24 protein-coding genes and 2 pseudogenes are annotated in these 25,751 nt (G+C 64.4%); 13 read left to right on the top strand and 13 right to left on the bottom strand.

Annotated features, from left to right (window positions below; genetic code table 11):
• On the bottom strand, window positions 1–588 hold the full coding sequence (locus ACNJX9_RS15960; RefSeq protein WP_057748933.1) for a TetR family transcriptional regulator: 588 nt from the start codon (window positions 586–588) through the stop codon (window positions 1–3).
• A 470-nt stretch (window positions 589–1,058) separates the two neighbouring features.
• On the opposite strand from ACNJX9_RS15960, the gene ACNJX9_RS15955 reads away from it, so the two are divergent.
• Window positions 1,059–2,228 (top strand): M20 aminoacylase family protein, encoded by a 1,170-nt coding sequence (locus ACNJX9_RS15955; protein ID WP_057748936.1) that lies wholly within the window; start codon window positions 1,059–1,061, stop codon window positions 2,226–2,228.
• A 22-nt stretch (window positions 2,229–2,250) separates the two neighbouring features.
• On the opposite strand, the gene ACNJX9_RS15950 is transcribed toward ACNJX9_RS15955, so the two are convergent.
• Window positions 2,251–4,158 (bottom strand): acyl-CoA synthetase, encoded by a 1,908-nt coding sequence (locus ACNJX9_RS15950; RefSeq protein WP_439409499.1) that lies wholly within the window; start codon window positions 4,156–4,158, stop codon window positions 2,251–2,253.
• Between the two features lie 248 nt (window positions 4,159–4,406).
• On the opposite strand from ACNJX9_RS15950, the gene ACNJX9_RS15945 reads away from it, so the two are divergent.
• A complete protein-coding gene (locus ACNJX9_RS15945) occupies window positions 4,407–5,486 on the top strand; it encodes a SecDF P1 head subdomain-containing protein (protein WP_439410069.1) in 1,080 nt (359 codons plus the stop codon).
• Window positions 5,487–5,739: 253 nt separating this feature from the next.
• Complete coding sequence (locus tag ACNJX9_RS15940) at window positions 5,740–6,546, top strand: Crp/Fnr family transcriptional regulator (protein WP_057748943.1); 807 nt, start codon at window positions 5,740–5,742, stop codon at window positions 6,544–6,546.
• An 8-nt stretch (window positions 6,547–6,554) separates the two neighbouring features.
• Here ACNJX9_RS15940 and ACNJX9_RS15935 read toward each other — a convergent pair whose 3' ends face one another.
• On the bottom strand, window positions 6,555–7,196 hold the full coding sequence (locus tag ACNJX9_RS15935) for a glutathione S-transferase family protein (RefSeq protein ID WP_439409498.1): 642 nt from the start codon (window positions 7,194–7,196) through the stop codon (window positions 6,555–6,557).
• Between the two features lie 99 nt (window positions 7,197–7,295).
• Window positions 7,296–7,546 (bottom strand): annotated as a pseudogene (locus tag ACNJX9_RS15930) (cytochrome b); the annotation flags it as partial.
• 167 nt (window positions 7,547–7,713) lie between these two features.
• Here ACNJX9_RS15930 and murI point away from each other — a divergent pair.
• The 5 genes from murI to ACNJX9_RS15905 all read left to right on the top strand — a co-directional run bounded on the left by murI (window position 7,714) and on the right by ACNJX9_RS15905 (window position 12,330).
• Entirely contained in the window at window positions 7,714–8,511 is a 798-nt protein-coding gene (murI, locus tag ACNJX9_RS15925; protein ID WP_057747313.1) for a glutamate racemase, read from the top strand.
• A 62-nt stretch (window positions 8,512–8,573) separates the two neighbouring features.
• Window positions 8,574–9,347 carry an HpcH/HpaI aldolase family protein gene (locus ACNJX9_RS15920; RefSeq protein WP_439409497.1) on the top strand — a complete coding sequence of 258 codons (774 nt, stop codon included), beginning with the start codon at window positions 8,574–8,576 and terminating at the stop codon, window positions 9,345–9,347.
• Between the two features lie 162 nt (window positions 9,348–9,509).
• The gene (locus tag ACNJX9_RS15915) at window positions 9,510–10,277 is read left to right on the top strand and encodes an acyltransferase (protein ID WP_439409496.1); all 768 of its coding nucleotides are present in this window, start codon (window positions 9,510–9,512) and stop codon (window positions 10,275–10,277) included.
• Between the two features lie 279 nt (window positions 10,278–10,556).
• The gene (gene rpsD / locus ACNJX9_RS15910) at window positions 10,557–11,174 is read left to right on the top strand and encodes a 30S ribosomal protein S4 (protein WP_057747316.1); all 618 of its coding nucleotides are present in this window, start codon (window positions 10,557–10,559) and stop codon (window positions 11,172–11,174) included.
• An 88-nt stretch (window positions 11,175–11,262) separates the two neighbouring features.
• Entirely contained in the window at window positions 11,263–12,330 is a 1,068-nt protein-coding gene (locus tag ACNJX9_RS15905) for a threonine aldolase family protein (protein ID WP_439409495.1), read from the top strand.
• Window positions 12,331–12,530: 200 nt separating this feature from the next.
• On the opposite strand, the gene ACNJX9_RS15900 is transcribed toward ACNJX9_RS15905, so the two are convergent.
• Genes ACNJX9_RS15900 through grxD form a run of 3 tightly spaced genes read right to left on the bottom strand, consistent with a single transcriptional unit; the run spans window position 12,531 to window position 14,741 of the window.
• Window positions 12,531–13,814, bottom strand: a complete 1,284-nt coding sequence (locus ACNJX9_RS15900; RefSeq protein WP_439409494.1) for a serine hydrolase domain-containing protein — start codon at window positions 13,812–13,814, stop codon at window positions 12,531–12,533.
• Between the two features lie 45 nt (window positions 13,815–13,859).
• Window positions 13,860–14,411: an O-acetyl-ADP-ribose deacetylase gene (locus tag ACNJX9_RS15895; RefSeq protein ID WP_439409493.1), complete on the bottom strand. Its 552-nt coding sequence runs from the start codon at window positions 14,409–14,411 to the stop codon at window positions 13,860–13,862.
• A gap of 3 nt (window positions 14,412–14,414) precedes the next feature.
• Window positions 14,415–14,741 carry a Grx4 family monothiol glutaredoxin gene (gene grxD / locus ACNJX9_RS15890; protein ID WP_018647423.1) on the bottom strand — a complete coding sequence of 109 codons (327 nt, stop codon included), beginning with the start codon at window positions 14,739–14,741 and terminating at the stop codon, window positions 14,415–14,417.
• Between the two features lie 240 nt (window positions 14,742–14,981).
• Between grxD and egtB the strand changes: the two genes are divergently transcribed.
• Complete coding sequence (gene egtB / locus ACNJX9_RS15885; RefSeq protein WP_439410068.1) at window positions 14,982–16,280, top strand: ergothioneine biosynthesis protein EgtB; 1,299 nt, start codon at window positions 14,982–14,984, stop codon at window positions 16,278–16,280.
• 50 nt (window positions 16,281–16,330) lie between these two features.
• Window positions 16,331–17,302: an L-histidine N(alpha)-methyltransferase gene (gene egtD, locus ACNJX9_RS15880; protein WP_439409492.1), complete on the top strand. Its 972-nt coding sequence runs from the start codon at window positions 16,331–16,333 to the stop codon at window positions 17,300–17,302.
• A 12-nt stretch (window positions 17,303–17,314) separates the two neighbouring features.
• On the opposite strand, the gene ACNJX9_RS15875 is transcribed toward egtD, so the two are convergent.
• Both ACNJX9_RS15875 and ACNJX9_RS15870 read right to left on the bottom strand, forming a co-directional pair.
• Window positions 17,315–18,508, bottom strand: coding sequence for a low temperature requirement protein A (locus ACNJX9_RS15875; RefSeq protein WP_439409491.1), 1,194 nt, complete (start codon window positions 18,506–18,508; stop codon window positions 17,315–17,317).
• A 39-nt stretch (window positions 18,509–18,547) separates the two neighbouring features.
• Window positions 18,548–18,784 (bottom strand): BolA/IbaG family iron-sulfur metabolism protein, encoded by a 237-nt coding sequence (locus ACNJX9_RS15870; protein WP_057747323.1) that lies wholly within the window; start codon window positions 18,782–18,784, stop codon window positions 18,548–18,550.
• A 224-nt stretch (window positions 18,785–19,008) separates the two neighbouring features.
• Between ACNJX9_RS15870 and ACNJX9_RS15865 the strand changes: the two genes are divergently transcribed.
• Window positions 19,009–19,368, top strand: a complete 360-nt coding sequence (locus tag ACNJX9_RS15865) for a DUF427 domain-containing protein (protein WP_057747324.1) — start codon at window positions 19,009–19,011, stop codon at window positions 19,366–19,368.
• A 100-nt stretch (window positions 19,369–19,468) separates the two neighbouring features.
• On the opposite strand, the gene ACNJX9_RS15860 is transcribed toward ACNJX9_RS15865, so the two are convergent.
• Complete coding sequence (locus ACNJX9_RS15860; protein ID WP_083514194.1) at window positions 19,469–19,642, bottom strand: DUF1328 domain-containing protein; 174 nt, start codon at window positions 19,640–19,642, stop codon at window positions 19,469–19,471.
• Window positions 19,643–19,824: 182 nt separating this feature from the next.
• Between ACNJX9_RS15860 and ACNJX9_RS15855 the strand changes: the two genes are divergently transcribed.
• Window positions 19,825–21,015: an acyltransferase family protein gene (locus ACNJX9_RS15855; RefSeq protein WP_439409490.1), complete on the top strand. Its 1,191-nt coding sequence runs from the start codon at window positions 19,825–19,827 to the stop codon at window positions 21,013–21,015.
• Between the two features lie 112 nt (window positions 21,016–21,127).
• Here ACNJX9_RS15855 and purL read toward each other — a convergent pair whose 3' ends face one another.
• The gene (gene purL / locus ACNJX9_RS15850; protein WP_057747326.1) at window positions 21,128–23,338 is read right to left on the bottom strand and encodes a phosphoribosylformylglycinamidine synthase subunit PurL; all 2,211 of its coding nucleotides are present in this window, start codon (window positions 23,336–23,338) and stop codon (window positions 21,128–21,130) included.
• A 186-nt stretch (window positions 23,339–23,524) separates the two neighbouring features.
• Here purL and ACNJX9_RS15845 point away from each other — a divergent pair, with 186 nt between their 5' ends.
• Window positions 23,525–23,998: a PaaI family thioesterase gene (locus tag ACNJX9_RS15845; RefSeq protein WP_057747327.1), complete on the top strand. Its 474-nt coding sequence runs from the start codon at window positions 23,525–23,527 to the stop codon at window positions 23,996–23,998.
• 39 nt (window positions 23,999–24,037) lie between these two features.
• Here the strand turns inward: ACNJX9_RS15845 and ACNJX9_RS15840 are convergent.
• Both ACNJX9_RS15840 and purQ read right to left on the bottom strand, forming a co-directional pair.
• Window positions 24,038–24,999: pseudogene (locus ACNJX9_RS15840) on the bottom strand (tripartite tricarboxylate transporter substrate binding protein BugD).
• A gap of 8 nt (window positions 25,000–25,007) precedes the next feature.
• Window positions 25,008–25,709, bottom strand: coding sequence for a phosphoribosylformylglycinamidine synthase subunit PurQ (purQ, locus tag ACNJX9_RS15835; protein ID WP_057747329.1), 702 nt, complete (start codon window positions 25,707–25,709; stop codon window positions 25,008–25,010).
• Between the last annotated feature and the right edge of the window lie 42 nt (window positions 25,710–25,751).

The following is a 25,751-nucleotide window of genomic DNA, read 5'->3' as shown; positions in this document are numbered from 1 at the left end:
CTAGCAGGCCTTCAACCCGCGCAGCAGCAGCGCGAGGGTGGCGTCCACGCGCGCCGGCAGATCGGCATCCTTCCACTCGTCGGCATGGGCTGGATGATGGAAGCGGCAGGTCGCGTCGAACAGCGCGCGCGCCGTCGTCTTGACGTCGTCCACGGCGAACTCGCCCTGCTTGACACCGTCGGCCAGTATCGCCGCGATCTGGTCGATCATGGTGTCCTTGTGGCACTTGACGGCCGCGCACGCTTCGCGCGCCAGCGTCAGATAGGTCTCGAACATCTCGGGGTCCTCGAGCACACGGGAGCGCTTGGCCGCGAACAGCGTGCGCAGCCAGCGGTCGAGCCTGTCGGGCGCCGGCCCCTGCTCATTGGCGATCGCCAGCAGCGGCGCGTCGATCCGGTCGAGCCAGCGTTTGGCGACGGCCTCGCGCAGCGAAGCCTTGCTTGGGAAGTGGCGATAGACGCTGCCGTGGCTCACATCGAGCGCACGGGCAACGTCGACCACGGTGGCCTTGGCAAGTCCGTAGCGCCGCAACACGTCCTCGGTCACTTCGAGGATTCGCTCCGGCGTCAAGACAACAGCTTCGTTCATGCCAGCACCATGTTCCCGTTCAGGGTCCAGTTCCCCGGCGAAGGATGCTTACCGAAGCGCCCTTGACCGGTCGTTTCGGAAAGCTCTCGCCCTAATGAGGCAGTTTTGCAGCTTGCGCCGCGATCTGGCGCGCAACCAGCAAATTGAGCCAATGCCCAATCGTGCCGGTGAAGTTGATGATTTCGGTCGTCATTGTCGTAAGTCTCCATTCGTCCGCGGTTCCCACCCATTACGCGCCCCGATCCGCAGGCATTTCGGACCTCAGGCTCCGGGAAGGGAATAACCGCGGGACGCCCAACCGGAGCGTCCGGGAACGGATATACATGTCTCGCTGACAGATTTCAATATCTGTCAGTCAAAGATCCGTGAATGACAGTTAATTTTTGAGGGAGGCCCGCCTTTCGCCCTGCCCTTGCGGCGGGCTACGCTGCGCTGATTGGCCCCACCAAGAAGAAACGGACCCAACACTCATGCCCATCGTCAACCGCATCGCCGCCCTCTCCGACGAAATGGCCGCCTGGCGCCATGACTTTCACGAGAACCCGGAGCTGCTTTACGAGGTCCACCGCACGGCTGGCATTGTCGCCGACAAATTGCGCGAGTTCGGCTGCGACGAGGTGGTGACGGGCATCGGCCGCACCGGGGTCGTCGGCGTGATCCGTGGTCGCAAGTCCGCCTCAGGCAAGGCCATCGGCCTGCGCGCCGACATGGACGCGCTGCCGATCATGGAAACCGCCGAGGTGCCCTACGCCTCGAAGATCCCGGGCAAAATGCACGCCTGCGGTCACGACGGCCACACCGCGATGCTGCTGGGCGCGGCAAAGTACCTCGCCGAGACGCGCAATTTCGACGGCACTGCGGTCATGATCTTCCAGCCCGCCGAGGAAGGCGGCGGCGGCGGCAAGGCCATGGTCGAGGACGGGCTGATGACGCGCTGGAACATCGACCAGGTCTACGGCATGCACAACATGCCGGGTCTCGCCGAAGGCCATTTCGCCACCACGCCGGGCCCGATGCTCGCCTCCTCCGACAACATCCAGATCACCGTTCGCGGCAAGGGCGGCCATGCCGGCGCCACCCCGCACCAGGCCATCGACAGCGTCCTGATCGGCTCGCAGATCGTGGGCGCGCTGCAATCGATCGTCGCCCGCAACGTCAATCCGCTGCAGTCGGCGGTGGTCTCGATCACGCAATTCCACGCCGGCACCGCTTTCAACATCATCCCGGAGACCGCCGAGCTCTGCGGCACCGTGCGCACGCTCGATCCCGAGGTGCGCGATCTCGTCGAGCGCCGGATCGGCGAAGTCGCCGACAGCGTCGCTCGCGCCTATGGCGGCTCGGCGGAGACGAAGTACACGCGGATGTATCCGGTGACCTTCAATCATGCGCGCGAGGCCGGCATCGCCGCCGACGTCGCCCGCGACATCGTCGGCGCCGAGCGCGTCAACGACAAGCTCATCCCGATGATGGGCGCGGAGGATTTCTCCTTCATGCTGCAAGAGCGCCCCGGCGCCATGGTGCTGGTGGGCATGGGCGAGAGCCCTGCGTGCCACCACCCGGCCTACGTCTTCAACGACAACATCCTCGGCCACGGCGCCTCATTCTGGGTGCGCCTGATTGAAACCGCGATGCCGGCGTAAAACGTCTGCCGCGTGGGCGAGGCTACACCTGTACCACCTCGTGCCGCATCACGAACGGCGCGAGCAGCGTGTGCACCTCGCCGGCGACGCTGTCGCGCTGGTCGGCCGGCAAGCCCGTCAGTGTCACCGTCGCGATCGAGCCGTGGCTGCCATGGGCGCCGACTTTCACCTTGCAGTCGATACCGCGCTCGACGAGTGGCCGCAGCACGTTGGTGAACACGCGCTGCGCCGCGTCCCAGCGCAATTGTGGCTTGAAGACCTTGCCGACGCCGGTCACCGGCATCGGGTCGATCGGAATGACCTGGACCGGAACGGCGGCGCGCTCCGGCGTGCGCTCGCGCACCCACGCTTCGAGCTCGCCCGGCTCGACGGACGCGCCGGGCTTCAACTGCACGTAACCGACCGGCAGCTCGCCGGCATAGGCATCGGGCTGACCGACCACCGCGGCAAAGCCGACGGCGGGATGGCGGAACATGATCTCCTCGATCGGAGCCGGATCGATATTGTGACCGCCACGGATGACGAGGTCCTTGGCGCGCCCGGTGATCCAGAGATAACCGGCGGCGTCCAACCGGCCGAGGTCGCCGGAATTGACCCAGATCTTGTCAACGAAGGCGCCATTGTTGTGGGCCTCATTGAGATAGCCGCCGAACACGCCGGGGCCGGCCATGATGACGACGCCGATCTCGTCCACCTTGCAGTCGCGGATCAAATTGCCGTCGGCATCCAGCTGCACAATACGCACGCGGGAATACGGCATGGGAAGGCCGACCGAGCCGAGCCGGATCGGCCGTGACGGATAGGCCAGCGTATGCACGCTCGAGGTCTCTGTCATGCCGTAGACTTCGACGACCGGCAGCTTGAGTTTGTCCTGGATCGCAGATCCCACCGCGACAGGGATCGCCGAGCCGCCGCCGGCGGCATATTTCAAACTGGAGATGTCGGCATTTCCCGGCGGCACCGCGAGTGTTGCGGCGAGCACCGTCGGCACGCTGGACAGGGCCTCAGGCCTGAAGCGCTCGACCAGGCCCCAGATGTTCTTCACGGCGTTGGGATTACGCCAGCCGCTCGGCGACAGCACGACCAGCGAGCCGCCGGCTGACAGTGTTCCGAGGACCTGCGTCAGTGATCCGCCGACATGAAACAGCGGCATGCCAAACAGCAGGTTGGCGCCGGGCTTCGCTTTCAGCAGCAGGTTCAGCGCCCAGGCCTGATAGACTTGGTTGGCATGGGTGTGCCGCACCAGCTTTGGCGTGCCTGTCGTGCCGCCGGTGTGGAAATAGGCGGCGATGTCGCTGCCGAGAATCTTGCGCCCGCTGACAAGCCGGTCCGCCGGCTGCTGCTTGACCAGATCGTTGAACGCAAAGATGCCCTTGTCCGGATCGCCGCCGCCAGCCACCTGCACGATCGCCTTGAGGTGCTTGAGCTGCGGGCGGATCTGCTCGACCTTCTGCCAGATGTCGGTACCCGGCATCGGCCCAAGCGCCACCAGGATCTTCGTGTTCGCCGCTTCCAGGATTTCCGCGATCTGATGCGGCTCGAGCAGCGGGTTGACGGGATTGGCGATGCCCGCGGCTTCGGCCCCGAACAGCGTCACGAAGGCATCGGGCAACAGCGGCAACATGAACGAGATCACATCGCCCTTCTCCGCACCGAGCGCGTGAAACATGTTGGCCGCCTGCGTGACCCGCGCGATGAAATCGCGGTAGGTGACCACGACAGCCGGGTCGGCAGGATCGGCATTTTGCAGAAACTGGATCACCGCGCCGTCGGGGTTGCGTGCGGCCCCAAGCCTGATGGCGTCATAGGTGCTCTCGGCCGCGACCCGGTCGGCATAAGGGACCTGCTCGAAGGCCCGGACCTCCTCGTCCGTCAAGAACTCCGGATAGTTGTCGCCAATAAGCCGATCGAGCGTGTGGATGCCCGCCATGGAATTCCGTCCTCCCTCAGGTCGTCCCTCGCCGCCTGTCTTTTGACATTTGGTGCGGCGGGTCCTCCCGGCCGATTGGCCGGCCGGGCGGGACTACAATGATGGATGATTTGGCCTTCGTCCATCGCCGACCGGCTACGGCGATAGACCTCGCCCGAGCGGTTTTTGAACCTTCCTGGCCGATCCAGGTACCAAGATCAGGCACTGGACTCTTCTGCCAGCGTCCCGCCGATGGACTTGAGGTGATGATGACCACGCCCCTGCGGGACCGCGCCACACGGCTGATCCTCGCCTTCGCCTTGGCGTCGATGATCGTCCCGCCGCGCGCGGCGCTCGCCGATAGCCAGCTCGACAAGATGCGCGCCAAGCTCGCGGCCTTCGTCGTCGACAAGATGGAAAAGCTGGGCGGGTCTCGGATCATCTACAAGGTGGACGGCGACGCCCTGCGCGAGAGCGTTGTCACCGATCTGCGCGACGACGTCTACAAGGCCTTGCACGACGGCCATATCGCCTTCTCCAATCTCGCGATCCGTGACGGTGGCGTCGATGTGAAGATCGCCGACGCCAAGGCACGCGACCAGCTTGCACGCAAGCTCGCCGCGGCCGCGGACGGACTGCCGTCGCATGCCATTTCCGTGACCGATAGTGGCGACGGAGCCGTCCGGCTCGCGCCGACCGATGCCGCATCCGCGGCACGGCTGCATGAGCTCGTCGAAGATTCCATCGCCATGATCGAGCAGCGCCTCAAGGACGCCGGCATCAAGCTTGTCAGCGCCGTCCCTGACGGGACTGACCGCATTCGCATCTTCCTGCCCGGCGTCACCGATCCCGAGCCCATCACCGCGATCTTCGCCCGGAGGGTCAAGGTCAGCCTCCGCCAGGTCGATGTATCGATGCCGCCGGAGCAGGCGCAATCCGGCAAGCCGCCCGAGGGCACGGAGGTCTTGCTCGGGTTCAAGGACAAGCGGCCCTATTTGGTCGCCAAGGAAAGCACGCTCGACGGCGAGGACATCAGCGATGCCGCGCCAAGCTTCGCCGCCGGGACGAAGGATTCGGTTGTCTCCTTCCGCTTCAACGGACGCGGCGCGCGGCGTTTTGCCCATCTCACGGAAGAGAATATCGGCAAGCCCATCGCCATCGCGCTTGACGACACGGTGATCTCCGCCCCCGTGATCCGCGAGCCCATCACCGGCGGCTCGGTTCAGATCTCGGGCAATTTCACCCTGGAGGAGGCCAACAGCGTCGCCATGCAGCTGCGCGCCGGCTCGCTGCCCGGGCACCTGACCCTCGTCGAGCAGCAGGTCGTCCAGCCTGGCGTCAAGCCATAGGCCCACCTTCTGTCCCTTTTGGCGCCCAGCGCCACTTCCGGACGCTGAAGTCCACCGGGGCCGTCCCCGAATCACGGGGGCGGCCGGACCATGCGCGCAACGAACGGGCAATTGCCGAAACGACGGTTCGGGCTAAAATTTGCCTGTTGCGGAACGGCGACCGAAGGTTTCATTCAAGCGGTCGTCGTTCCATTTCGGCTATAGGTGTCGAGCCTACCGCCCAGGACTGAAGGCCTTACGCAGGGATAGTACCATGCCGTCCGGCAGCGCAGACGTCTCCTCGATCCTTGACCGCATTCTCGATGCGGCCACGGACAATCTCAGGATCGCGAAGATCCTGGTCCAGATGGGCCTTGACCCCAACAACGTCACCTGGGACGCGATCTTCAACCGGCTGCTCGAGATCTTCGTCCACAACATCACGCTGGCCAATCTATTTGCGACGATCGGCGCCGGATTCTTCGTCGCCACCCTCCTGATGCGGACGATGGTGCCCTTGCGCGTCGCCAACATGATCGGCTGCGCCTTCTTCGCCATTTTCGGCGCGCTCTCCGCCAATGTCTCGACGTTCCTGCTCTATCTCCTGATGCTTCCGATCAACGCCCTCCGACTTCGTCAGATGCTCAAGCTGGTCAAGAAAGCGCGGCACGCCGCCGAAGGCGACATGTCGATCGAGTGGCTCAAGCCATTCATGACCGAGCGCAAATATCGGCGCGGCGACACCCTGTTCAAGCTCGGCGATCCGGCCCAGGAGATGCTTCTCACCGTGACCGGCAAGTTCCTGGTCAAGGAGATCGGCGTCGAGATCGGGCCCGGCGCGCTGATGGGAGAGCTCGGCTTCCTCACGCCCGACAACCGCCGCACCGGAACGATCGAATGCATCGAAGACGGCCAGGTGCTCACGATCACCTATGACCGCCTGCTCGAGATCTACTTCCAGGATCCGCAGTTCGGTTATTATTTCCTGGTGCTGACCAGCCAGCGCCTGCTGCAGAACATCGATCGCCTGCAGAAGCAGCTGGCCGCAGCGCGGACGGCGACCACGAACAAGATCGCCTGATCGTCCGCTCAGCTGAGCAGCAGCGCCATGCCGGGGTCGCCCTTCTCCATCGCCCGACGATAGGCCGGACGCGCACTGACGCGGCCGAGATATTCGACCACGTTCGGACAACGCTGGAGATCATAGGGCTGGAAATAACGCATCGTGGTGAGCGTGAAGACCGTCATGATATCGGCCGTGGTGAAGTTGCTGCCTGCCAGATATTCGGCTTCGCGCATGCGCGCGTCGACAAGGTCGAAGGCACGGTCGACACGCGCCCTGATCGCGACCAGCATCGGATTGTCGGGAGTGAGCTTGAGCCGGTTCAGCAGCATCAGCCGGCCCATGCCGGCCTGCAAGGTGCCGTTGGCAAAGTGAAACCAGTACAGGAACTGCGCGAAGTGGGGATCATCGGCGCGGAGCACGAGGCGGCCGTTGCCATATTTGGCGATGATGTAGTCGACGACGGCGCCGGATTCGGCCAGCACCAGATCGCCGTCGGTGATCACGGGCGCAGCGCCAATCGGATGCAGCGCCTTGTAGTCGGGCGGCGCCAGCATGGTGACGGAATCGCGCGCATAGCACTTCAGCTCATATGGGATCGCGAGCTCCTCGCAGAGCCAGACGATGCGTTCGGATTGCGATTTGCCGAGGTGGTGGACGGTGAGCATAGCGTCTCCTGAAGAGATGAAGCAAAACTGGCGCCACATCCTACCCTGTCATTGCGACCGCAGCGAAGCAATCCGGACTGCCGCCGCCGTGGCTGACGCGGCTGCGATCTTCTGCCAGCGCAAGGACTCGGCCGGCAGCGCCGGGGTCGCGTTGACGACGCGCCGGCCAATCGCAACACCGTGAGCAGCAGGATCACGTAGCCGATATCGGCGTGGATCGAGCGGTAGAAGAACTTGTCGGCGCGCGCCGGGATGTGATTCACCCACCAGCCGAAGCCGATCGTGCCGATGATCGCCAGCGCCAGGCCCCAGTGAAACCACCGGGCAACATTCCCAGTGTTTCTGATCATGTCGGCTCCCGAAAACTTACGGATATCCCAATCGCAGCGCAGCACGGCTGATAGCGGGTCCAGGCGGCAGAGGTGAAATTGAATCGTTCCAAACTCTCCGCCGGCCGCCCCCGCCGCAAAACCGCCCCAAAAACCGAATGGTAACCATGGGGTCTTAAGGTAGCGACGTGACCAATTCCCCGACGATCCTGGTATTCGATTCCGGTCTTGGCGGCCTCACCGTGCTGCGTGAGGTAGTGGCGGCGCGCCCGGATGCGCATTATACCTACGTCGCCGACGACGCCTTTTTCCCCTATGGCCATCACAGCGAGGACGAGATCATCGCCCGCGTCGTGCCGCTGATGGGGGAGCTGATTGCCACGCACAAGCCCGACCTGGTGGTGATCGCATGCAACACCATGTCCGTTTCAGTCATGAGCCATTTGCGCGCCGCTTATCGCGTGCCGTTCGTCGGCACGGTGCCGGCGATCAAGCCGGCCTGCGCGCAGTCGAAGACCCGCCGCGTCTCCGTGCTCGGTACGAAAGCGACCGTCAAACGCGAGTACACCCAAGCGCTGATCCGGGATCACAGCCAAGGCTGCGAGGTGACGCTGGTCGGTTCGCCCGAACTCGCCACGCTCGCCGAGGCTGCGCTCAGCGGCACCACAGTCGACGACAGCGATATTTTCGCTGAGCTGAAACCTTGCTTCGTCGGAAACCCCGAGGATACGACTGCGCGCACCGACACGATCGTGCTGGCCTGCACTCATTATCCGCTGCTGCTCGACCGGATGGAGCGGCTGGCGCCCTGGCCGGTCCAATGGATTGATCCGGCGCCTGCGATCGCCCGCCGCGTTTCCGACCTTCTCGGCCCGTACGGCTGCGGCATCGCGCAGACGGGCGCTGAGATGATTTTCACCTCGAACCGCGCGCATGGCCTTTCCGCCACGCTGACACCGTTCTTCGGCGGGCGCGCGGTCGCCTGACTTTGCGCCCCGGCGGCGTGCTGCTAGGCTTCGCGCATCGTTACCCACGCGCAGGTCTTCACATGTCGGTCCCCGCAAAGCCGCTCAATCGCGTTCGCCAGATGTGGAGCGAAGGCCGCCCCGCCTTCGGCGCGATCGCAACGATCCCGAGCGTGCAGATGGTGCAGATCATGGCGCGCTCGCTCGACTGGATCATCGTGGATCTCGAGCACGGCCCGATCGGCCTCACCGAAGCGCATGCCATGATCGCCGCGACGACGGGCACGCCGTGCACGCCGCTGGTGCGGATCGCCGCGAACGAGCCGTGGCTGGCCAAAGCACCGATGGATATCGGCGCCTTCGGTATCAATTTCCCGATGATCACCAATCGCGACGAGGCCGAGAAAGCGGTGCGCAGCGTGCGCTATCCGCCGCGCGGCGACCGGCTCTGGGGGCCGTTCCACGCGCCGTTCCGCTGGGGCCAGTCAATGCCTGACTACATGGCCTCAGCCGATGACGAGATGATCTGCATGATCACGATCGAGCATGTCGATGCCGTCAACCGCATCGACGAGATCATGGCGACCCCAGGCATCGATGTCGCGGTGATCGGCCCCGGCGATCTTGCCACGTCCATCAACAAGCGTGGTCAGATGGACGATCCGGAATTGCTGGCGCTGATCGCGCGGGCCGAGGCCGGCATCCTCAAAAGCGGCGTGCCGATCGGCGGCGTGGCGCGCACCGCCGACCAGGCCAACCGGCTCATTGACCGCGGCTACCGCGCCATCGCACTCGGCTTCGACTGGTCGCTGTTCCAGCGCGGCATCATGGCGGCGTTCGACGGGATCAGGCGCTGAACCGCCCGCCGCTTGCCGGGGCCCGGGGTAGGCCGAGCCAGACGGAACAATGCTCAAGAAATGCTCGTTCTCGCCTTCAGCCGTCGCGGCGTGCTAGAGCAGGCGGCGCGCGGGGCCCCCCCGCCGCCAGTCCCATGTGAGTCCGCGGGAACCGAAGGAACGATGCGCGGTCAACCCAAGAACATTTCCCTGCCGCGTCGCCTGATTATCGACCTGATGCACGCCTCGAGGGGCGTGCCGTTCGTGTCGCTCTCCCGCGCGCTCAATATCCGCCCCCTGCTGGACGCCCGCGCGGGCGCGAGGGCGCCGGCCGGCTGGGCGGCCATGTTCGTCAAGGCGTTCGCCCTGGTGGCAAGGGATGAGCCGGTGCTGCGCACCGTCTACGCCAAATGGCCCTGGCCGACGCTCTATGAGCTCCCCAATAGCGTGGCGTCGGTGGCGATCGCCCGGCTCGAGAATGGCGAGGAATGCGTCATGCCGCAGCGGATCGCGGCGCCAGAGGCGATGACGCTGGTCGCGATCGATACCGAGATCCGGCGCGCCAAGACGGCCCCGGTCGCTGATATCCCCATGTTCCGCAAGGTCATGCGGGTCACCGGGCTACCGCTGCCGCTGCGGCGCCTGTTCTGGGCGGTGGGCCTGAATTTCGGCCGGCAGCGCGGCAATTGGTTCGGCAGCTTCGCGGTCAGCTCGGTGGCCGCCTATGGCGGCGGCGAGCTTCATCCCATCACACCCGGCCCGTTCATCGTCAGCTACGGCCTTGTCGAGCCGGACCAGACCATCCATGTCGTAATCCGCTGGGACCACCGGGTGACGGACGCTGCCCCCATCGCCCGGGTCCTGACCCGGCTGGAACAGGTCCTGAACACTGAAATTGCTGCGGAATTGCGCGCGGCGGGCGCCAAGCCGATCCGGGCGGTTGGGACTTAAGGCCCGTCATTCCGGGGCGGTGCGTAGCACCGAACCCGGAATCTCGAGATTCCGGGGTCGATGCTTGCGCATCGTCCCGGAATGACGGCGTTGAGAATTGACAGAACGGCCCAAACTCCCCTAAAAGCCGCCTGCTCGCGGGCCGGTTTCGGCCCGCGAAGCGTTTCGCGACCCGTGGTCTGGTCCCTTAAGCTTTGGGGATCGGACCTGTCGGTGCCGGGATCATCCGGGCACACAGGAGGGCGCGTTTCCTCAAACCATGCAACCGAAGAGGACGCGATGACTAAGCGCAGTGAGGCGAAGTATAAGATCGATCGCCGTATGGGCCAGAACATCTGGGGCCGCCCGAAGAGCCCCGTGAACCGCCGCGAGTACGGCCCCGGCCAGCACGGCCAGCGCCGCAAGGGCAAGCTCTCGGACTTCGGCGTGCAGCTGCGCGCCAAGCAGAAGCTGAAGGGCTACTACGCCAACATCTCTGAGCGCCAGTTCCACGGCATCTATGTCGAGGCCAGCCGCCTCAAGGGCGACACCGGCGAGAACCTGATCGGCCTGCTGGAGCGTCGTCTCGACGCGGTCGTGTATCGCGCCAAGTTCGTCTCGACGATCTTCGCCGCGCGCCAGTTCATCAACCACGGCCACATCAAGGTGAACGGCCGCAAGGTCAACATCTCGAGCTACCAGGTCAAGGTCGGCGACGTCGTCGAGGTCAAGGAAGCCTCCAAGCAGCTCGCCCACGTTCTCGAAGCCAGCCAGCTCCCCGAGCGCGACACCCCCGACTATCTCGAAGTCGACCACGGCAAGATGACCGCGAAGTACGTGCGCATCCCCGCCCTCTCCGACGTGCCGTTCCCGGTGCAGATGGAGCCCCATCTGGTCGTCGAATTCTATTCGCGCTAAGATTTGAATGTCGAAAGGCCCCGGTTCGCCGGGGCCTTTTTGCTTAAGAGCCACATTTCAGTGGCCGCATCGCTTGAGGAGCCGTCGCATGCTCTACACCCCTCCCCCCGTCGATCCCAAGGCGCCCCCGGTGCGCATCAATCTGCTCTCGGATACGCAAACCAGGCCGACGGCTGCGATGCGCGAGGCGATGGCGCGGGCCGAAGTCGGCGACGAGCAGGTCGGCGACGATCCGACCGTGAATGCGCTGTGCGAGCGCGTCGCCGCGCTGATGGGTAAGGAAGCGGCGGTCTACCTGCCGTCAGGGACGATGTGCAACGTCACCGCGACGCTGGTGCATTGCCGCCCCGGCGACGAGATCCTGGCGCACGAGACCGCGCACATCATCGCCCGCGAAGGCGGCGCGCATGCCGCGATCGGCGGCTTCCAGGTCACGCAGCTCAAGGGCCCCGACGGCCAGTTCACGCCGGAGACGTTCCGCAAAGCCCTGCATCCGCGCACGCGCTACCAGCCGACGCAGCGGGTCGTCAGCGTCGAGCAGACCGCCAATATCGGCGGCGGCACGATCTGGAAGAAGGCCGCGCTCGACGAGATCGTCGCGATCGCCAAACAGCACGGCCTTGTGACGCATATGGACGGCGCGCGCCTGCTGAACGCGACAGTGGCAAGCGGCATCTCGCCGCGCGACATGACCGCGGGCTGGGATTCGGCCTGGATCGATTTCTCCAAGGGCCTCGGCGCACCGATCGGCGGCGTGCTCGCCGGCACCCGCGAATTCATCGACGCGGTCTGGCAGTGGAAGCAGCGCCTTGGCGGCTCGATGCGGCAGGCCGGAATCTGCGCGGCCGCCTGTATCTACGCGCTCGACCATCACGTCGAGCGCCTCGCCGACGACCACGCCAATGCGCGTGCGCTCGCGCGCGGCCTGTCGCAGATCGCCGGCATCGAGGTGCAGGAGCCCGAAACCAACCTCGTGTTCTTCAAGCCCGACGGCGCCGGCATCCCCGGCGACAAGATGGTCGCGGCCCTCAGGCAGCGCGGCGTGACGCTCGCGATGATGGACGGCCGCATCCGCGCCTGCACCCATCTCGACGTCGATGCGGCGATGATCGAGGAAGCCATCGGCTACGTGCGCGAGATCGTGCGCGCGGCGTGAGGCCTGGTTGGCCCCGTAGCCCCGTAGCCCGGATGGAGCGCAGCGAAATCCGGGACAGTGTTGCAGCGGCGAGAGTTCCCGGATTGCGCTGCGCTCCATCCGGGCTAGGGCAGCGGCGAAACGATCGCCGCCCCATCGCCCGATAGATTAGTGGTCTTCAGAGAGCGAGCGCCGCGACGAGCGCGCGGCACGCGCGCATGTCAATTCTCCATGGCCTCATAGACCAAAAGCTTCAATGTCCGTTGGATGCGCTGGCGCTCGGTCGGGGTCTGCTCCAGCAGCACAAAGAACATGTCCTGCTTGCGATCGACCACCAGATAGCAACCGCTGGCGCCGTCCCACTTCAACTCGCCGAGATCGCCGGGCGGCGGCGGCTTGGCATTACCGGGATCGGTGCGCACGGCAAACCCAAGTCCCATGCCAAAACCGTCACCGGGGAAATAGAAGTAGTCCCGCTCAACGCCGGAGTCCTTGCCGGCATGGTCCGATGCCATCAGCTCGAACGTCTTCGGGCTGAGATAGGTCTTGCCTTCGAACGTTCCTCCATCGACCAGCATCTGCGCAAAGCGCGAAAAGTCCGCCATGGTCGAGACCATGCCGCCGCTGGCGGATTCCCACTTCTGGCGAACCTCAGTCCTGTACTCGCGGCCGACCCGGAAATTGCTGTCGTTCGGCAGCGGCTGGGCGAGCCGTTTCAGCCTCTCCGGTTCGGTGACGAAGAAGCCTGTATCGGTCATGCCGAGCGGATCGAGCAGCTTTTCCTTCTCGAGTTCGAACAATGTCTTTCCGGACACGATCTCCATGATCCGCGCCAGAATGTCGGTGGAATGGCCGTACTGCCAGAGCGCGCCGGGTTGATTGTGCAGCGGCAGCTTGGCGATCCGCTCGGCAAACTCGGCGAGATCGAATTCGCCCGCGTAGATGTTGGCGTCGCGATAGGCCTTGCGAACCAGACTGTCGCCGTAGAAGCCGTAGGTGATCCCGGAGGTATGGCGCATCAGGTCGAGAATGGTAATGGGCCGGACCAGTGGCACCAGCTCGAGCGTCTTGGTGCCGTCTTCGGCCTTCTTCTCCTCACCGACCTTCACATTTGCAAAGGAGGGAATGTATTTCGAGACGGGATCGTCGAGCTTGATCTTTCCGTCCTGGATCAATTGCATCGCCACAACGGAGGTGATCACCTTGGTCAGCGACGACAGGCGGAAGATGGTCTTGTCGGTGATCGGCGCCTTGCTGACCACGTCCTGCACGCCGAAGGCTTCGTGATAGACGGGCTTGCCGTGCTGCTGGATCAGCACGGTCGCGCCGGCGATCTTGCCGGTCGCGACCTCGTTCTTGAAGAACTCGCTGACCTTGGCGAGCTTGTCCTGATTGAAATGTGCGCCGGCCGGAATCTCGTAGGTGCCCTCCGCGCGTGCCGACATCGTCCCAAACGAGACAAGCGCACCGCAGGCCAATGCAAATCGTATAAAACGTGAAATCATATCCCCTCCCCGGAACATGGCTGGCGGAGTGTACCGACCGCGTCGTCAGGCACAAGGGCTGCCGTGCCGGGCCAGGACGTCCGCATGCAGGGCGGCGCTTGCCTCCGAGAAGCAGCAAAATATGACGTGGCCGACTGAGGGTGCGGCCGGCAGGGCTTCAATGGTTGTTTCGATCGCAATCTTCGCGGCCCGGTCGGCAGGAAAGCGGTAAATGCCGGTCGAAATCGCGGGGAAGGCCGCCGACGACAGCTCGTGCTGGCCGCACAGTTCCATTGAGCGGCGATAGCAGGAGGCGAGCAGATCGTCCTCGCCCAGCGTACCGCCGATCCAGACCGGTCCCACGGTGTGAATCACGTGCGCGGCCTTGAGCCGGTAGCCTTTGGTGATCTTCGCATCGCCCGTCTTGCAACCGTGGAGCATGCGGCATTCGGCCACCAGCTCCGGGCCGGCCGCGCGATGAATCGCACCATCGACGCCGCCCCCACCAAGAAGAGACGAGTTGGCGGCGTTGACGATGGCGTCAACGCCGAGGGTCGTAATGTCGGCGACGATGATTTCGAGCTGGACGCCGCCGATCCGACGCGTCAGCACTGTCACGGATCAGGCCGCGACGACGACGCCCTTCTCGGAGAAGAGCTGCTGCAATTCGCCGGCCTGGAACATCTCACGCACGATATCGCAGCCGCCGATGAACTCGCCCTTCACATAGAGCTGCGGGATCGTCGGCCAGTTCGAATATTCCTTGATGCCGTTACGCAGCTCGGCGGATTCGAGCACGTTGAGGCCCTTATAACCGACGCCGATGTGGTCGAGGATCTGCACGACCTGGCCCGAGAAACCGCACTGCGGAAATTGCGGCGTCCCCTTCATGAACAGAACCACGTCGTTCGACTTCACTTCGTTGTCGATGAATTCCGCGATGCTCATATCCGTGTCCTTCTGGGGCAGAGCCCTCATTTATCAATCCGGGCCGGCTCAGCCGAGTTAACCCGATACCTGCCTATATATGTAGCCCAAACCGTTGTGCATCCAAAGTAAAATGGCAAAGAGCAGTCCCTGGACATCAGGCCAGGGCGGCCCCGGCGCCATTGCATGATGACACGAATATCATCACCGGGGAGGACTTTCATACCGTAACGGAGCCCCTATCTAGGACGAACCTTGGTTTTGGAACCTGGGTGCGCCAACAACGTTCTCTTGTCCTGTCTGGAGAAAAACGTGACGAAACAAGCCTCCGCTACGGCCGATCAGCCGCTTTCGTCACCCCCGGCCACCCCTGATGGCCTCGCGCAGGCGCTGGAGAGCGCGTTTCTGGCCGTTCGTGCCGAGACTGAGCGGCGCGCCGCTCCGCTCTCACCCGAGGACCAGCAGATCCAATCCATGCCGGACGCGAGCCCGGCGAAATGGCATCGGGCCCATACCACCTGGTTCTGGGAGCAGTTTCTGCTCGGCGAGCACGCGCCCGGGTACCGCCCCTTCCATCCCGACTTCGCCTTCCTGTTCAATTCCTATTACGTCAGCGCCGGCCCGCGCCACGCCCGCAATCATCGCGGCGACATCACGCGGCCCAGCGCCACCGAGGTCGGTGCCTATCGCAGCTATGTCGATGCCGCGATCGTCCAATTCTTCCGCAAGGCCGGCGAGGACAAGCTCCGCAAGATCGCGCCCCTGGTCGAAGTCGGGCTGAACCATGAGCAGCAACATCAGGAGTTGATGTACACCGACATCCTGCACGCCTTCGCGCAGAACCCGGTCTATCCGACTTACGACAAGGACTGGCGGTTTCCGGCCGGGACGCGCGCTGGCGAGGACTGGCTGACGCTCACCGAAGGCATCCACACCGTCGGCCATGTCGACGACAGCTTTCATTTCGACAACGAGAAGCCGGCGCATCGCGCGCTGGTCGGCCCGGTCAAGATCGCCCGCAATCTCGTCACCAACCGCGAATGGCTCGCCTTCATGCGCGACGGCGGCTACCGGCGTGCGACGCTGTGGCTGATGGACGGCTTCGCCGCGGCCAGCAAGGAAGACTGGCAGGCTCCGGGCCATTGGCGCGAGGCCGATGGCGGATGGCAGGTGATGACGCTCGCCGGCCTCAAGCCGGTCGATCCCGACGCGCCGGTCTGCCACGTCAGCTATTACGAGGCCGATGCGTTTGCGCGCTGGGGCGGAAAACATCTACCGACCGAGATGGAATGGGAGGTCGCGGCGCGCGCGGGCCAGCTCAACGATGCCTTCGGCATCGTCTGGCAATGGACGCGGTCGTCGTATTCGCCCTACCCCGGCTACCGCGCCGTCGAAGGCGCGCTCGGTGAGTACAACGGCAAGTTCATGGTCAACCAACTGGTCCTGCGCGGCTCCTCGCTGGCGACACCTGACGGTCACAGCCGCGTCACATACCGCAACTTCTTCTATCCGCACCACCGCTGGCAATTCACGGGGTTGCGGCTCGCCGACTACGACTAGTTCTCATCCGACGACGAATACGCGCCGGACAGCGCGTTCAGGAGAGTATCATGAATGTGCACGCCAGCGCTTTGGCCGAAGCCCATCTCCCCGACGAGCAGACGACCGCATTCGCCCGCGAGGCGATCGAGCAGCTCTCGCAACAGCCGAAAAAACTGTCGCCGAAGTATTTTTACGACGCGACCGGATCGGAGCTGTTCGAGGCGATCACGCGTCTGCCGGAATATTATCCGACGCGCACCGAGCTATCGATCCTGAAGGAGCGCGGCAGCGAGATCGCGAAGATCATCCCCGAGAATGCCGCCCTGGTCGAGTTCGGCGCAGGCTCCACCACAAAAGTCCGCCTGCTGCTGAACCAGGCCAAATTCGCCGCCTATGTTCCGGTCGACATCTCCGGCGATTTCCTGCAGGCGCAGGCCAATGGCCTGAAGCGCGACTTTCCCTCGCTCGGCATCTATCCGGTGGCCGCCGACTTCACCACGCCGTTCGAGCTGCCGAAGGCGGTCGCATCAATGCCGAAGGTCGGCTTCTTCCCGGGCTCGACCATCGGCAATTTCGAGCCGCATGAAGCCCAGGCGTTCCTGAAGAGCGCCCGCCAGATTCTTGGCCAGGGCGCGCAGATGATCATCGGCGCCGACCTGGAGAAAGAGGAGCGCCTGCTTCACGCCGCCTATAATGATGCGGCCGGCATCACCGCGCGGTTCAATCTCAACGTGCTGGTGCGGATCAATCGCGAGCTCGGCGGCAATTTCGACCTCTCGGCGTTCACCCATGGCGCGATCTACAATCACGACCGGCACCGCATCGAGATGCATCTGATCAGCAAGAAGAGCCAGACCGTGCGCCTGCTCGGCACCAGCTTCTCGTTCCGGCCCGGCGAGAGCATTCACACCGAGAACAGCTACAAATACAGCCTGGAGCGGTTCGCCGCGCTGGCGCGAGGCGCCGGCTGGCGCGTGCGCGAGAGCTGGACCGATGCGGCGAAGATGTTCTCGGTGCACGCGCTGGAGGTCGCGGAGTAAAGCTGCGGCGCCTCAACGCTCCTCGGCCTCTTCCACCTTCGCCCCGAGCGACACCGATTCCCACACCGCGACCACGATCATGATCACGCTGGTCGCGACCGACAGCCAGAGCGGCGACAGGTCCGCCGCGAACCACCACAGCGCCAGCAGCAGGATGATGCCGACGCCGTGGGAGAGCTGGAGGAAGCCGCGGATCGAGTGCTTGAACAGAATGGTGCCGACCAGAAACACCAGGGGACCGCCGATCGTGCTGACGATGGTGCGGACATCGGGATGCCCGGCGGGGTGCTTCAGCACCAGCTCGTCCGAGACCGCGGTGAGGATGATGCCGGCGACGATCGGCATGTGCAGATAGGTGTAGGCAAGCCGCGCCACCCGGCCGGATTCGGCCGCTTTCGAGATCACCTCGGAGCCGGCTTCGGCGCCCTTGTGGAAATAGATCCACCACATCGCGATGCTCCCGACCAGGCACGTGACGAAAGCCAGGATATTGTCCGCGCTCCAAGTCAGCTCGGCGAAGGTCGCGCCATTGACGACGACGGCCTCGCCGAGTGCGATGATGATGAAGCCGGCACAGCGCTCGGCCATGTGGCCGCCCTCGACGGCCCAGGCCTCGACCGACGAGAAGCCGAGCTTGGGGACCCAGAAGCGGACCGCGGGCGAGACGTATTCGATTCCGAGCGCCACGATCCAGAACCACAGCCTCTCCTCGCCATGGGCAAGACCGCCCAGGATCCAGAACACCGCAGAGCCGCAGAGCCAGACCAGAATGCGGATCGCATTGTGCCGCACGGCGGTACGATGGCGAGGAGTCGCAAACAGCCAGAACGCGGTACGTCCAACCTGCATGGCCGCATAGGCGATGGCAAACCACAGGCCGCGGCCATCGAAGGCGGTCGGGATCGTGGTCGACAGCACGAGGCCGCCCAGCATCATCAGGAAGATCACGATGCGGACCGGCGTCAGGTCGGGGTTGAGCCAGTTGGTGACCCAGGCCGTGTAGACCCACACCCACCACACCGCCAGGAACAGCAGCGTGACCTCGACCGCGCCAAGCGGCGTGAAGTGGTTCAGCAGCGTGTGCGAAACCTGCGTGACGGCGAAGACAAAAACCAGGTCGAAGAACAGCTCGGCATTGGTGACACGGCTCGGCTGGTTCGGCACGATGACGCGAAACATCGCGCCGCGCGGATTGTCCGCAGCCATCAGCGTCCCCGTCGCGCGATCAGGTCAGGTGCAGTCTATTCAAGCACTTGGTACGCCGGTTTGCAGCGCCAGCGCATGCAGCACGCCGCCCATCTGGCCCTGCAGGGACCGATAGACGATCTGGTGCTGCTGGACGCGGGACTTGCCGCGGAAGGATTCCGAGATCACGGTCGCGGCATAGTGGTCGCCATCACCGGCGAGGTCACGGATGGTCACCTCGGCATCGGGGATCGCTGCCTTGATCATCGCCTCGATATCGTGGGCGTCCATGGGCATTCGGGTCTTGCTCCTTATGTCGGCTTACAGCGTGACGGCTTGCAGCCTTGGCGTCGAATCATTTGCCGGGGTCCGGATCCGCAAAGCCGAACTTGCCGGCAGGACCAAACTTAGCGTGAACGGCCTTCTACGTCACGCTTTCCGGCACTATATCCCTGATCCCATCAGGATAAAGGCACGACAAAGTGCCGCGCGCGGCAGATTGATCGAAAAGGCGTGAAATCATGAAGCTTCCAGGCCCCGACCACCCCATCACCATCACCCAAAATCCCCGCCGCGTCCGCGTGACGGCGGGCGACATCGTGATCGCCGAGAGCACCAAGGCCCTGACGCTGAAGGAGGCCAGATATCCGGCAGTGCAATATCTGCCGCGCGAAGACGCCAACATGGCGCTGCTGGAGCGCTCCGAGCGCACCACCCACTGCCCTTACAAGGGGGACGCCAGCTATTACAGCATCAAGGCCGACGGCAAGACGCTCGACAACGCCATCTGGACCTACGAGACGCCCTTCCCCGCGATGGCGGAGATTACGGGCCATCTCGCTTTCTATCCGGACAAGGTGAAGATCGAGGAAGTGGGGTAGCGGTTTGGTGGCGTCATTCCGGGGCGCGTCATAGACGCGAGCCCGGAATCTAGAGATTCCGGGGTCGATGCTTCGCATCGCCCCGGAATGACTCCTGTAGCTACGCCCTGAACACCGTAAGCCCGAGTATCAGCAGCACCAGGAAGATCACGACGAAGACGTAGAACAGGAAGCGGGCGATGTCGGCGGAGGCGGCAGAGATGCCGGTGAAGCCGAGAACACCGGCTACGATCGAGATCAGCAGGAATATCAGGGCCCATTTCAGGATCGTCATCGCCAGCTCCGCAAGATTGGTGACCGCAATCGGCGGCCGCTCACCGTTTCGGGAACGCTAACTGCGTTGCGCGGAACTGGTTCCTAAGGCACGATGGAAGAATGTCGCGGCGCAAACTGCGCTTGCTGAATCGGGGTCCCGGCGCTAGGTCCGGCCGGGACGGAAACGCGACTGGGGCTGCCATGATGACCATGTCAACTTCTGCGACGATCGGCGCGGAAACGTATGCCGAGCCGAAGGCCAAGACGCGGAATTTATCGCTCGATCGCGCTCGCACCTTTCTGACGCTGGTGGTGCTGCTGCACCATGCCGTTATCCCCTACACCTATTTCGGTCATACCGACCCGAAGTTCTTCTTCGGCTTCGACATGATCGTGCTGGCGACCGACAGCTTCTTCATGGCGATGTTCTTCTTCCTGTCGGGCCTGTTCGCCTGGTCGGGAATCGCTCGCAAGGGGCCGGCGAGTTATCTGGCCGACCGTATTCGCCGGCTCGGCATCCCGTTCGTGATCTGCGCGTTCACGGTCATTCCGATCGCCTACTACGCCATCTCTCTGCGGAATGATCCCGAGATCGGCTTTTCACAGTTCTGGTGGACGACGATCACGAAGGGCCCGTGGCCATCAGGGCCGATCTGGTTTCTCTGGGTCTTGTTCGCCTTCGACCTGATCGCATGCCTGCTGTACAGTCTGCGGCCCAACCTGCTCGACCCGATCAACCGCCTGTCGGTGCGCGGACGGCGGCGACCCGCGGAATTCTTCGCGGTCATGCTGGCCGTGAGCGCCGCGTTCTACGTCCCCGGGCTGATGTATTTCGGACCCAGCAGCTGGTTCGAGTTCGGGCCGTTTTCGGTCCAGCACGGGCGCGTGATGCTCTATGCGACCTATTTCTTTTTCGGTGCCGGCATCGGCGCTGCCAATATGGATCGCGGGCTGCTCTCGGCTGAGGGCCGGATGGCGAAAGTGAGCTGGGAATGGCTGGTGCTGGCCATCGTTCCGTATTGCCTGCTGTGGACGCTGATCTTCATCAAGCGAGAGATCCTCGGCAATCCGTCACCGCTGCCGAACTGGTATGAAGGACTTTACGCGGCCAACGTCACCGTCTTCAGCGTGGCCATCATGTTTCTGATCCTGGCCTTCTTCCAGCGGTTCAAGCAATCCGGTTCGGCCAGACTGCTCGATCCGATGCAGCGGGACGCCTTTGGCATGTTTTTGGTGCACTACCCGATCGCGCTTTGGCTGCAATACTGGCTGTTCGACTATGACCTGCCAGCGATCGTCAAGGCGATGGTGGGATTCGTGCTGACAGTCGCCTTCAGTTGGGCGCTGACGCGCGCCTTGCGCCAAATCCCCGGGGCATCGAAGGTGCTGTGACCTTGTAGCCCGGATGGAGCGCAGCGCAATCCGGGTCTTGCCACAAACGACGATGGTCCCGGATTACGCTGCGCTCCATCCGGGCTACGGGTCCGAGGCTAGGATGGCGGTCTCAGGCCGCCTTCCCGCCCATATACTCCGGCAGCCAGCGCTCGAACGAGGCGCGCAGCGCATCGATCGTGACAGGCGTCTCTCCCGAGATCGCGATCGCATCGCCGCCGGTGGTGCCGATACGCACGCAAGGCACCTCGCAGCCGCGCATCTTGGCGAGCACGCGGCCGGCTTCGGTTTCCGGCACGGTGACGAGATAGCGCGCCTGGTCCTCGCCGAACCAATAGGCCTGCGAAACCAGCGAGGTCGGCGCTGCCAGCAGCTTTGCGCCGATGCCGCCCGCCATCGCCATTTCGGCCAGCGCAATCAGGAGCCCACCGTCGGAGAGGTCGTGCACCGCGGTCGCGGTGCCCGCATGGATCATGCCGCGCACGCAGTCGCCGTTGCGCTTCTCGGCAGCAAGGTCGACCGGCGGCGGCGCGCCCTCCTCGCGACCGCAGATGTCGCGCAAATAAACGGATTGGCCGAGCCAACCATGGGTTTCGCCAACCAGCAGGATCGCCTCGCCCTCGGCCTTGAACGCCAGCGAGGCCGATTTGGTGAAATCGTCGAGCAGGCCGACGCCGCCGATCGAGGGCGTCGGCAGGATCGCGCGGCCATTGGTCTCGTTGTAGAGCGAGACGTTGCCCGAGACGACCGGGAAGTCGAGCGTGCGGCAGGCTTCCGAGATGCCCTTCAGGCAGCCGACGAACTGCCCCATGATCTCGGGCCGCTCAGGATTGCCGAAGTTGAGATTGTCGGTGATCGCGAGCGGCTTGCCGCCGACCGCGGTGATGTTGCGCCAGGCTTCCGCCACCGCCTGCTTGCCGCCTTCGAACGGGTCGGCCTCGCAATAGCGCGGCGTGACGTCGACGGTCAGCGCCAGCCCCTTCGGCCCGTCCTGCACGCGCACGACGGCGGCATCGCCGCCGGGACGCTGCATGGTGTTGCCGAGAATGACGTGGTCATACTGCTCCCAGACCCAGCGCTTGCTGCACATGTCCGGTGTGCCGATCAGCTTCTCCAGGGCGGCACCAAGCGCCATCGGCGCCGGCACCTCGCGCGCATGCACGACCGGCAGCGCCGCGGACGGCACATGCGGCCGGTCATAGACCGGCGCCTCGTCGCCGAGCTCCTTGATCGGCAGATCGGCCATGACGTCGCCGCCATGCTTGACCACGAAGCGCTTGCTCGGAGTCGTGTAGCCGACCACGGCGAAGTCGAGGCCCCACTTCCTGAAGATGGCCTCGGCTTCCTTTTCCTTCTCGGGCTTGAGCACCATGAGCATGCGCTCCTGGCTTTCCGAGAGCATCATCTCGTAGGCGCTCATGCCGGTCTCGCGGGTCGGCACCACGTCGAGATCGAGATCGACGCCGAGGTCGCCCTTGGCGCCCATTTCCACTGCCGAGCAGGTCAGGCCCGCGGCGCCCATGTCCTGGATCGCGATGACGCAGCCCTTCTCCATGATCTCGAGGCAGGCTTCCAGCAGCAGCTTCTCGGCGAAGGGATCGCCGACCTGCACGGTCGGGCGCTTCTCCTCGGACTTGTCGTCGAACTCGGCCGAGGCCATCGAGGCGCCGTGGATGCCGTCGCGGCCGGTCTTGGAGCCGAGATAGACGATCGGCATGTTCACGCCGGAGGCTGCCGCATAGAAGATCTTGTCGGCGTCGGCGAGGCCCACGGCCATGGCGTTGACGAGGATGTTGCCGTCATAGCGGGTGTGGAAGCGGACCTGGCCGCCGACGGTCGGCACGCCGAAGGAATTGCCGTAGCCGCCGACACCGGCGACCACGCCGGAGACGAGATGCCGGGTCCTGGCGTGCTCGGGCGCACCGAAGCTCAGCGCGTTGAGGCAGGCGATCGGGCGCGCGCCCATGGTGAAGACGTCGCGCAGGATGCCGCCGACGCCGGTGGTCGCGCCTTGATAGGGCTCGATATAGCTCGGGTGGTTGTGGCTCTCCATCTTGAAGACCACGGCCTGGCCGTCGCCGATGTCGATCACGCCGGCATTCTCGCCGGGGCCCTGGATCACCCACGGCGCCTTGGTCGGCAGGCCGCGCAGATGGATGCGCGAGGATTTGTACGAGCAGTGCTCGTTCCACATCGCCGAGAAGATGCCGAGCTCGGTGAAGGTCGGCTCCCGCCCGATCAGCTTCAGGATGCGCTCATACTCGTCGGGCTTGAGCCCGTGGGCGGCAACCAGTTCGGGGGTGATCTTGGGTTCGTTCTTCATGGCTTCAGGAGCTTTCGGCGGCGGTTTGGCCGTTCTTAGGAAGATCGGACGGCTTCGAAAAGCCCTTTATGGCGCATTTTCCCGCTGTCCCACGTTTTGGAGGGCGGGCGTCGCGGGAACAACAATTGCACGGCGTGGACGGATCGGATTTAAGGGCTAAAGACCCGCAATTGAAGGCCCATTTCCTTGCACGAATTGACCAAAACGCCCCCGCCCCACCGTCCCGACCTCCATGTCGCGACCGAGGGGGAATTCGCGGGCTGGCAGACCTGGATCCGCGACAGCTTTGAGAATCATATCGGCCCCTTCTGGCACCGCTTTGAGGCGGACGGCCGGGTCCGCTGCGCCTTCCGGGTCGAGAAAAAGCACCTCAACGGCTCCCAGAACGTCCATGGCGGCTGCTTCATGGCGTTCGCCGATTACTGCCTGTTCGCGATCGGCCGCCACGCGCTCCAGGGCAAGGGCGTGACCGTCAATTTCGCCTGCGAATTCCTCGATGCCGGCCATGAGGGCGAACTGATCGAGTGCACCGGCGAGGTCACCCGTGCCGGCGGCTCGCTGATCTTTCTGCGCGGGGAGATGATATCAGGGGAACGCCGCCTGTTCACCTTCTCCGGCACGATCAAGCGGGTGAAGCGGAAGCCGGCAGCGCCGCGGTGACCGTGCCGGCGGCAACGGCAACTGCGCTCGCGCGGACTGCTATTGCTTGGCGTCGTCCGCCAGCATCTTGCGGTACTTCTCGACGTCGCGCGTCACGAGCTTCTGAAGCATCTCGGGGGTGTGCTCGTCGGAGTCAGGTGCGACGGTCGAGAGGTCCGCAAAGCGCTTCTTCACCGCCTCGGTTTCCACCGCGGTGCGCGCCGCCGCATTCAACCTGGCGATGATATCAGGCGGCGTGCCCTTGGGCGCGAACAGGCCGTTCCAGCCCTGCGCCTCGAATTCGGGCAGGCCCGCTTCAGTTGACGTCGGCAGATCGGGCAGCGTGGCAAGCCGCACCGTCGAGCCGACCACGAGCCCCTTCACCAGCTTCTCGTTGATCGACTGCGACACCGAGGCGGCCGCATCGCAGACCCCGTCGATCTGGCTGCCGATCGCGTCCGTCAGCGCGGGCGAAGCGCCGCGATAGCCGACCAGCGTCGCGTCGATCCCCGCCGCCGTGACAAAACTCTTGCAGATAAGGTAGTTCGACGAACCGACCCCGGCATGGCCGAGATTGATCTTGCCCGGATTGGCCTTGGCGTAGGCGATGAACTCCTTCAAATTCGTCGCAGGGAAATCCTTGCGGAGTGCGATGATGCCGAAGGTCTTGGCCACCATCGCGATCGGCGCGAACGATTCGGGTGTAAACGGCAGCTTGGGATAGATCGTGTAGGTCGCAGCATTCGTGCCGGCGTTGCCGATGGCAATGGTGTAGCCGTCAGGCTCGGCGCGGGAGGCGCGCGCCAGCGCGGTCGAGCCACGGCGCCCGCGACATTCTCGATCACGATGGAGTGGCCGAGCGCCACGCTCATCTGCTCGGCGACGGTGCGCGCGATCACGTCCGACGTGCCGCCGGCCGCGAACGGCACGATCATGGTGATCGGACGCTTCGGAAAATCCTGCGCGAATGCCGCAGGCGTGAGCGCGAGCGCCGCAATCGCGGCGAGCGCACGCTTCACCATCACAGCAATCACGCGGCCTTTTCCAGATGCGCCGTGAGGCCTGCAAACAGCCCGCGGCCGTCGGTGCAGCCCATGATGTCTTCGACGTGGTTTTCCGGATGCGGCATCATGCCGAGCACGTTGCCCTTGTCGTTGAGAAGGCCGGCAATGGAATGCGCCGCACCGTTGATGTTGTTGGCCTCGTCGACCACGCCATCAGCCGAGCAGTAACGATAGAGCACCCGCCCCTCGCCCTCGATGCGCTTGATGGTCTCTTCATCCGCCTCGTAATTGCCCTCGCCGTGGGCGACCGGCACGCGGATGACCTGGCCGGCATTGTAGCCGCGCGTAAACGGCGTGTCGGAACGCTCGACGCGCAGATGCACGTCCTTGCAGATGAATTTCAGCCGCGCATTGCGCATCAGCACGCCCGGCAGCAGGCCGGACTCGCAGAGGATCTGGAAGCCGTTGCAGACGCCGAGCACGAGGCCGCCCTTGGCCGCATAGTCGCGCACCGCATCCATCACCGGCGCCCGCGCCGCGATCGCGCCACAGCGCAAGTAATCGCCGTAGGAGAAGCCGCCTGGCACGACGACGAGGTCGGTGCCCGCAGGCAGCGAGGTCTCGGCATGCCACACCATCGCCGGCTCATGGCCCGAGATCAGCCTCAACGCCCGCGCCATGTCGCGCTCGCGGTTGATGCCGGGGAAGACGAGGATGGCGGCTTTCATGCTTCGGGTTCCGACGATGGCTGGAATCGGTGGCCTGGCGGC

Source organism: Bradyrhizobium sp. BLXBL-03, from assembly GCF_051853015.1.
Classification (GTDB): Bacteria; Pseudomonadota; Alphaproteobacteria; order Rhizobiales; family Xanthobacteraceae; genus Bradyrhizobium; species Bradyrhizobium manausense.
The sequence above is the reverse complement of the archived record's forward strand: the minus strand, read 5'-3'. Positions and strand labels throughout refer to the sequence as shown.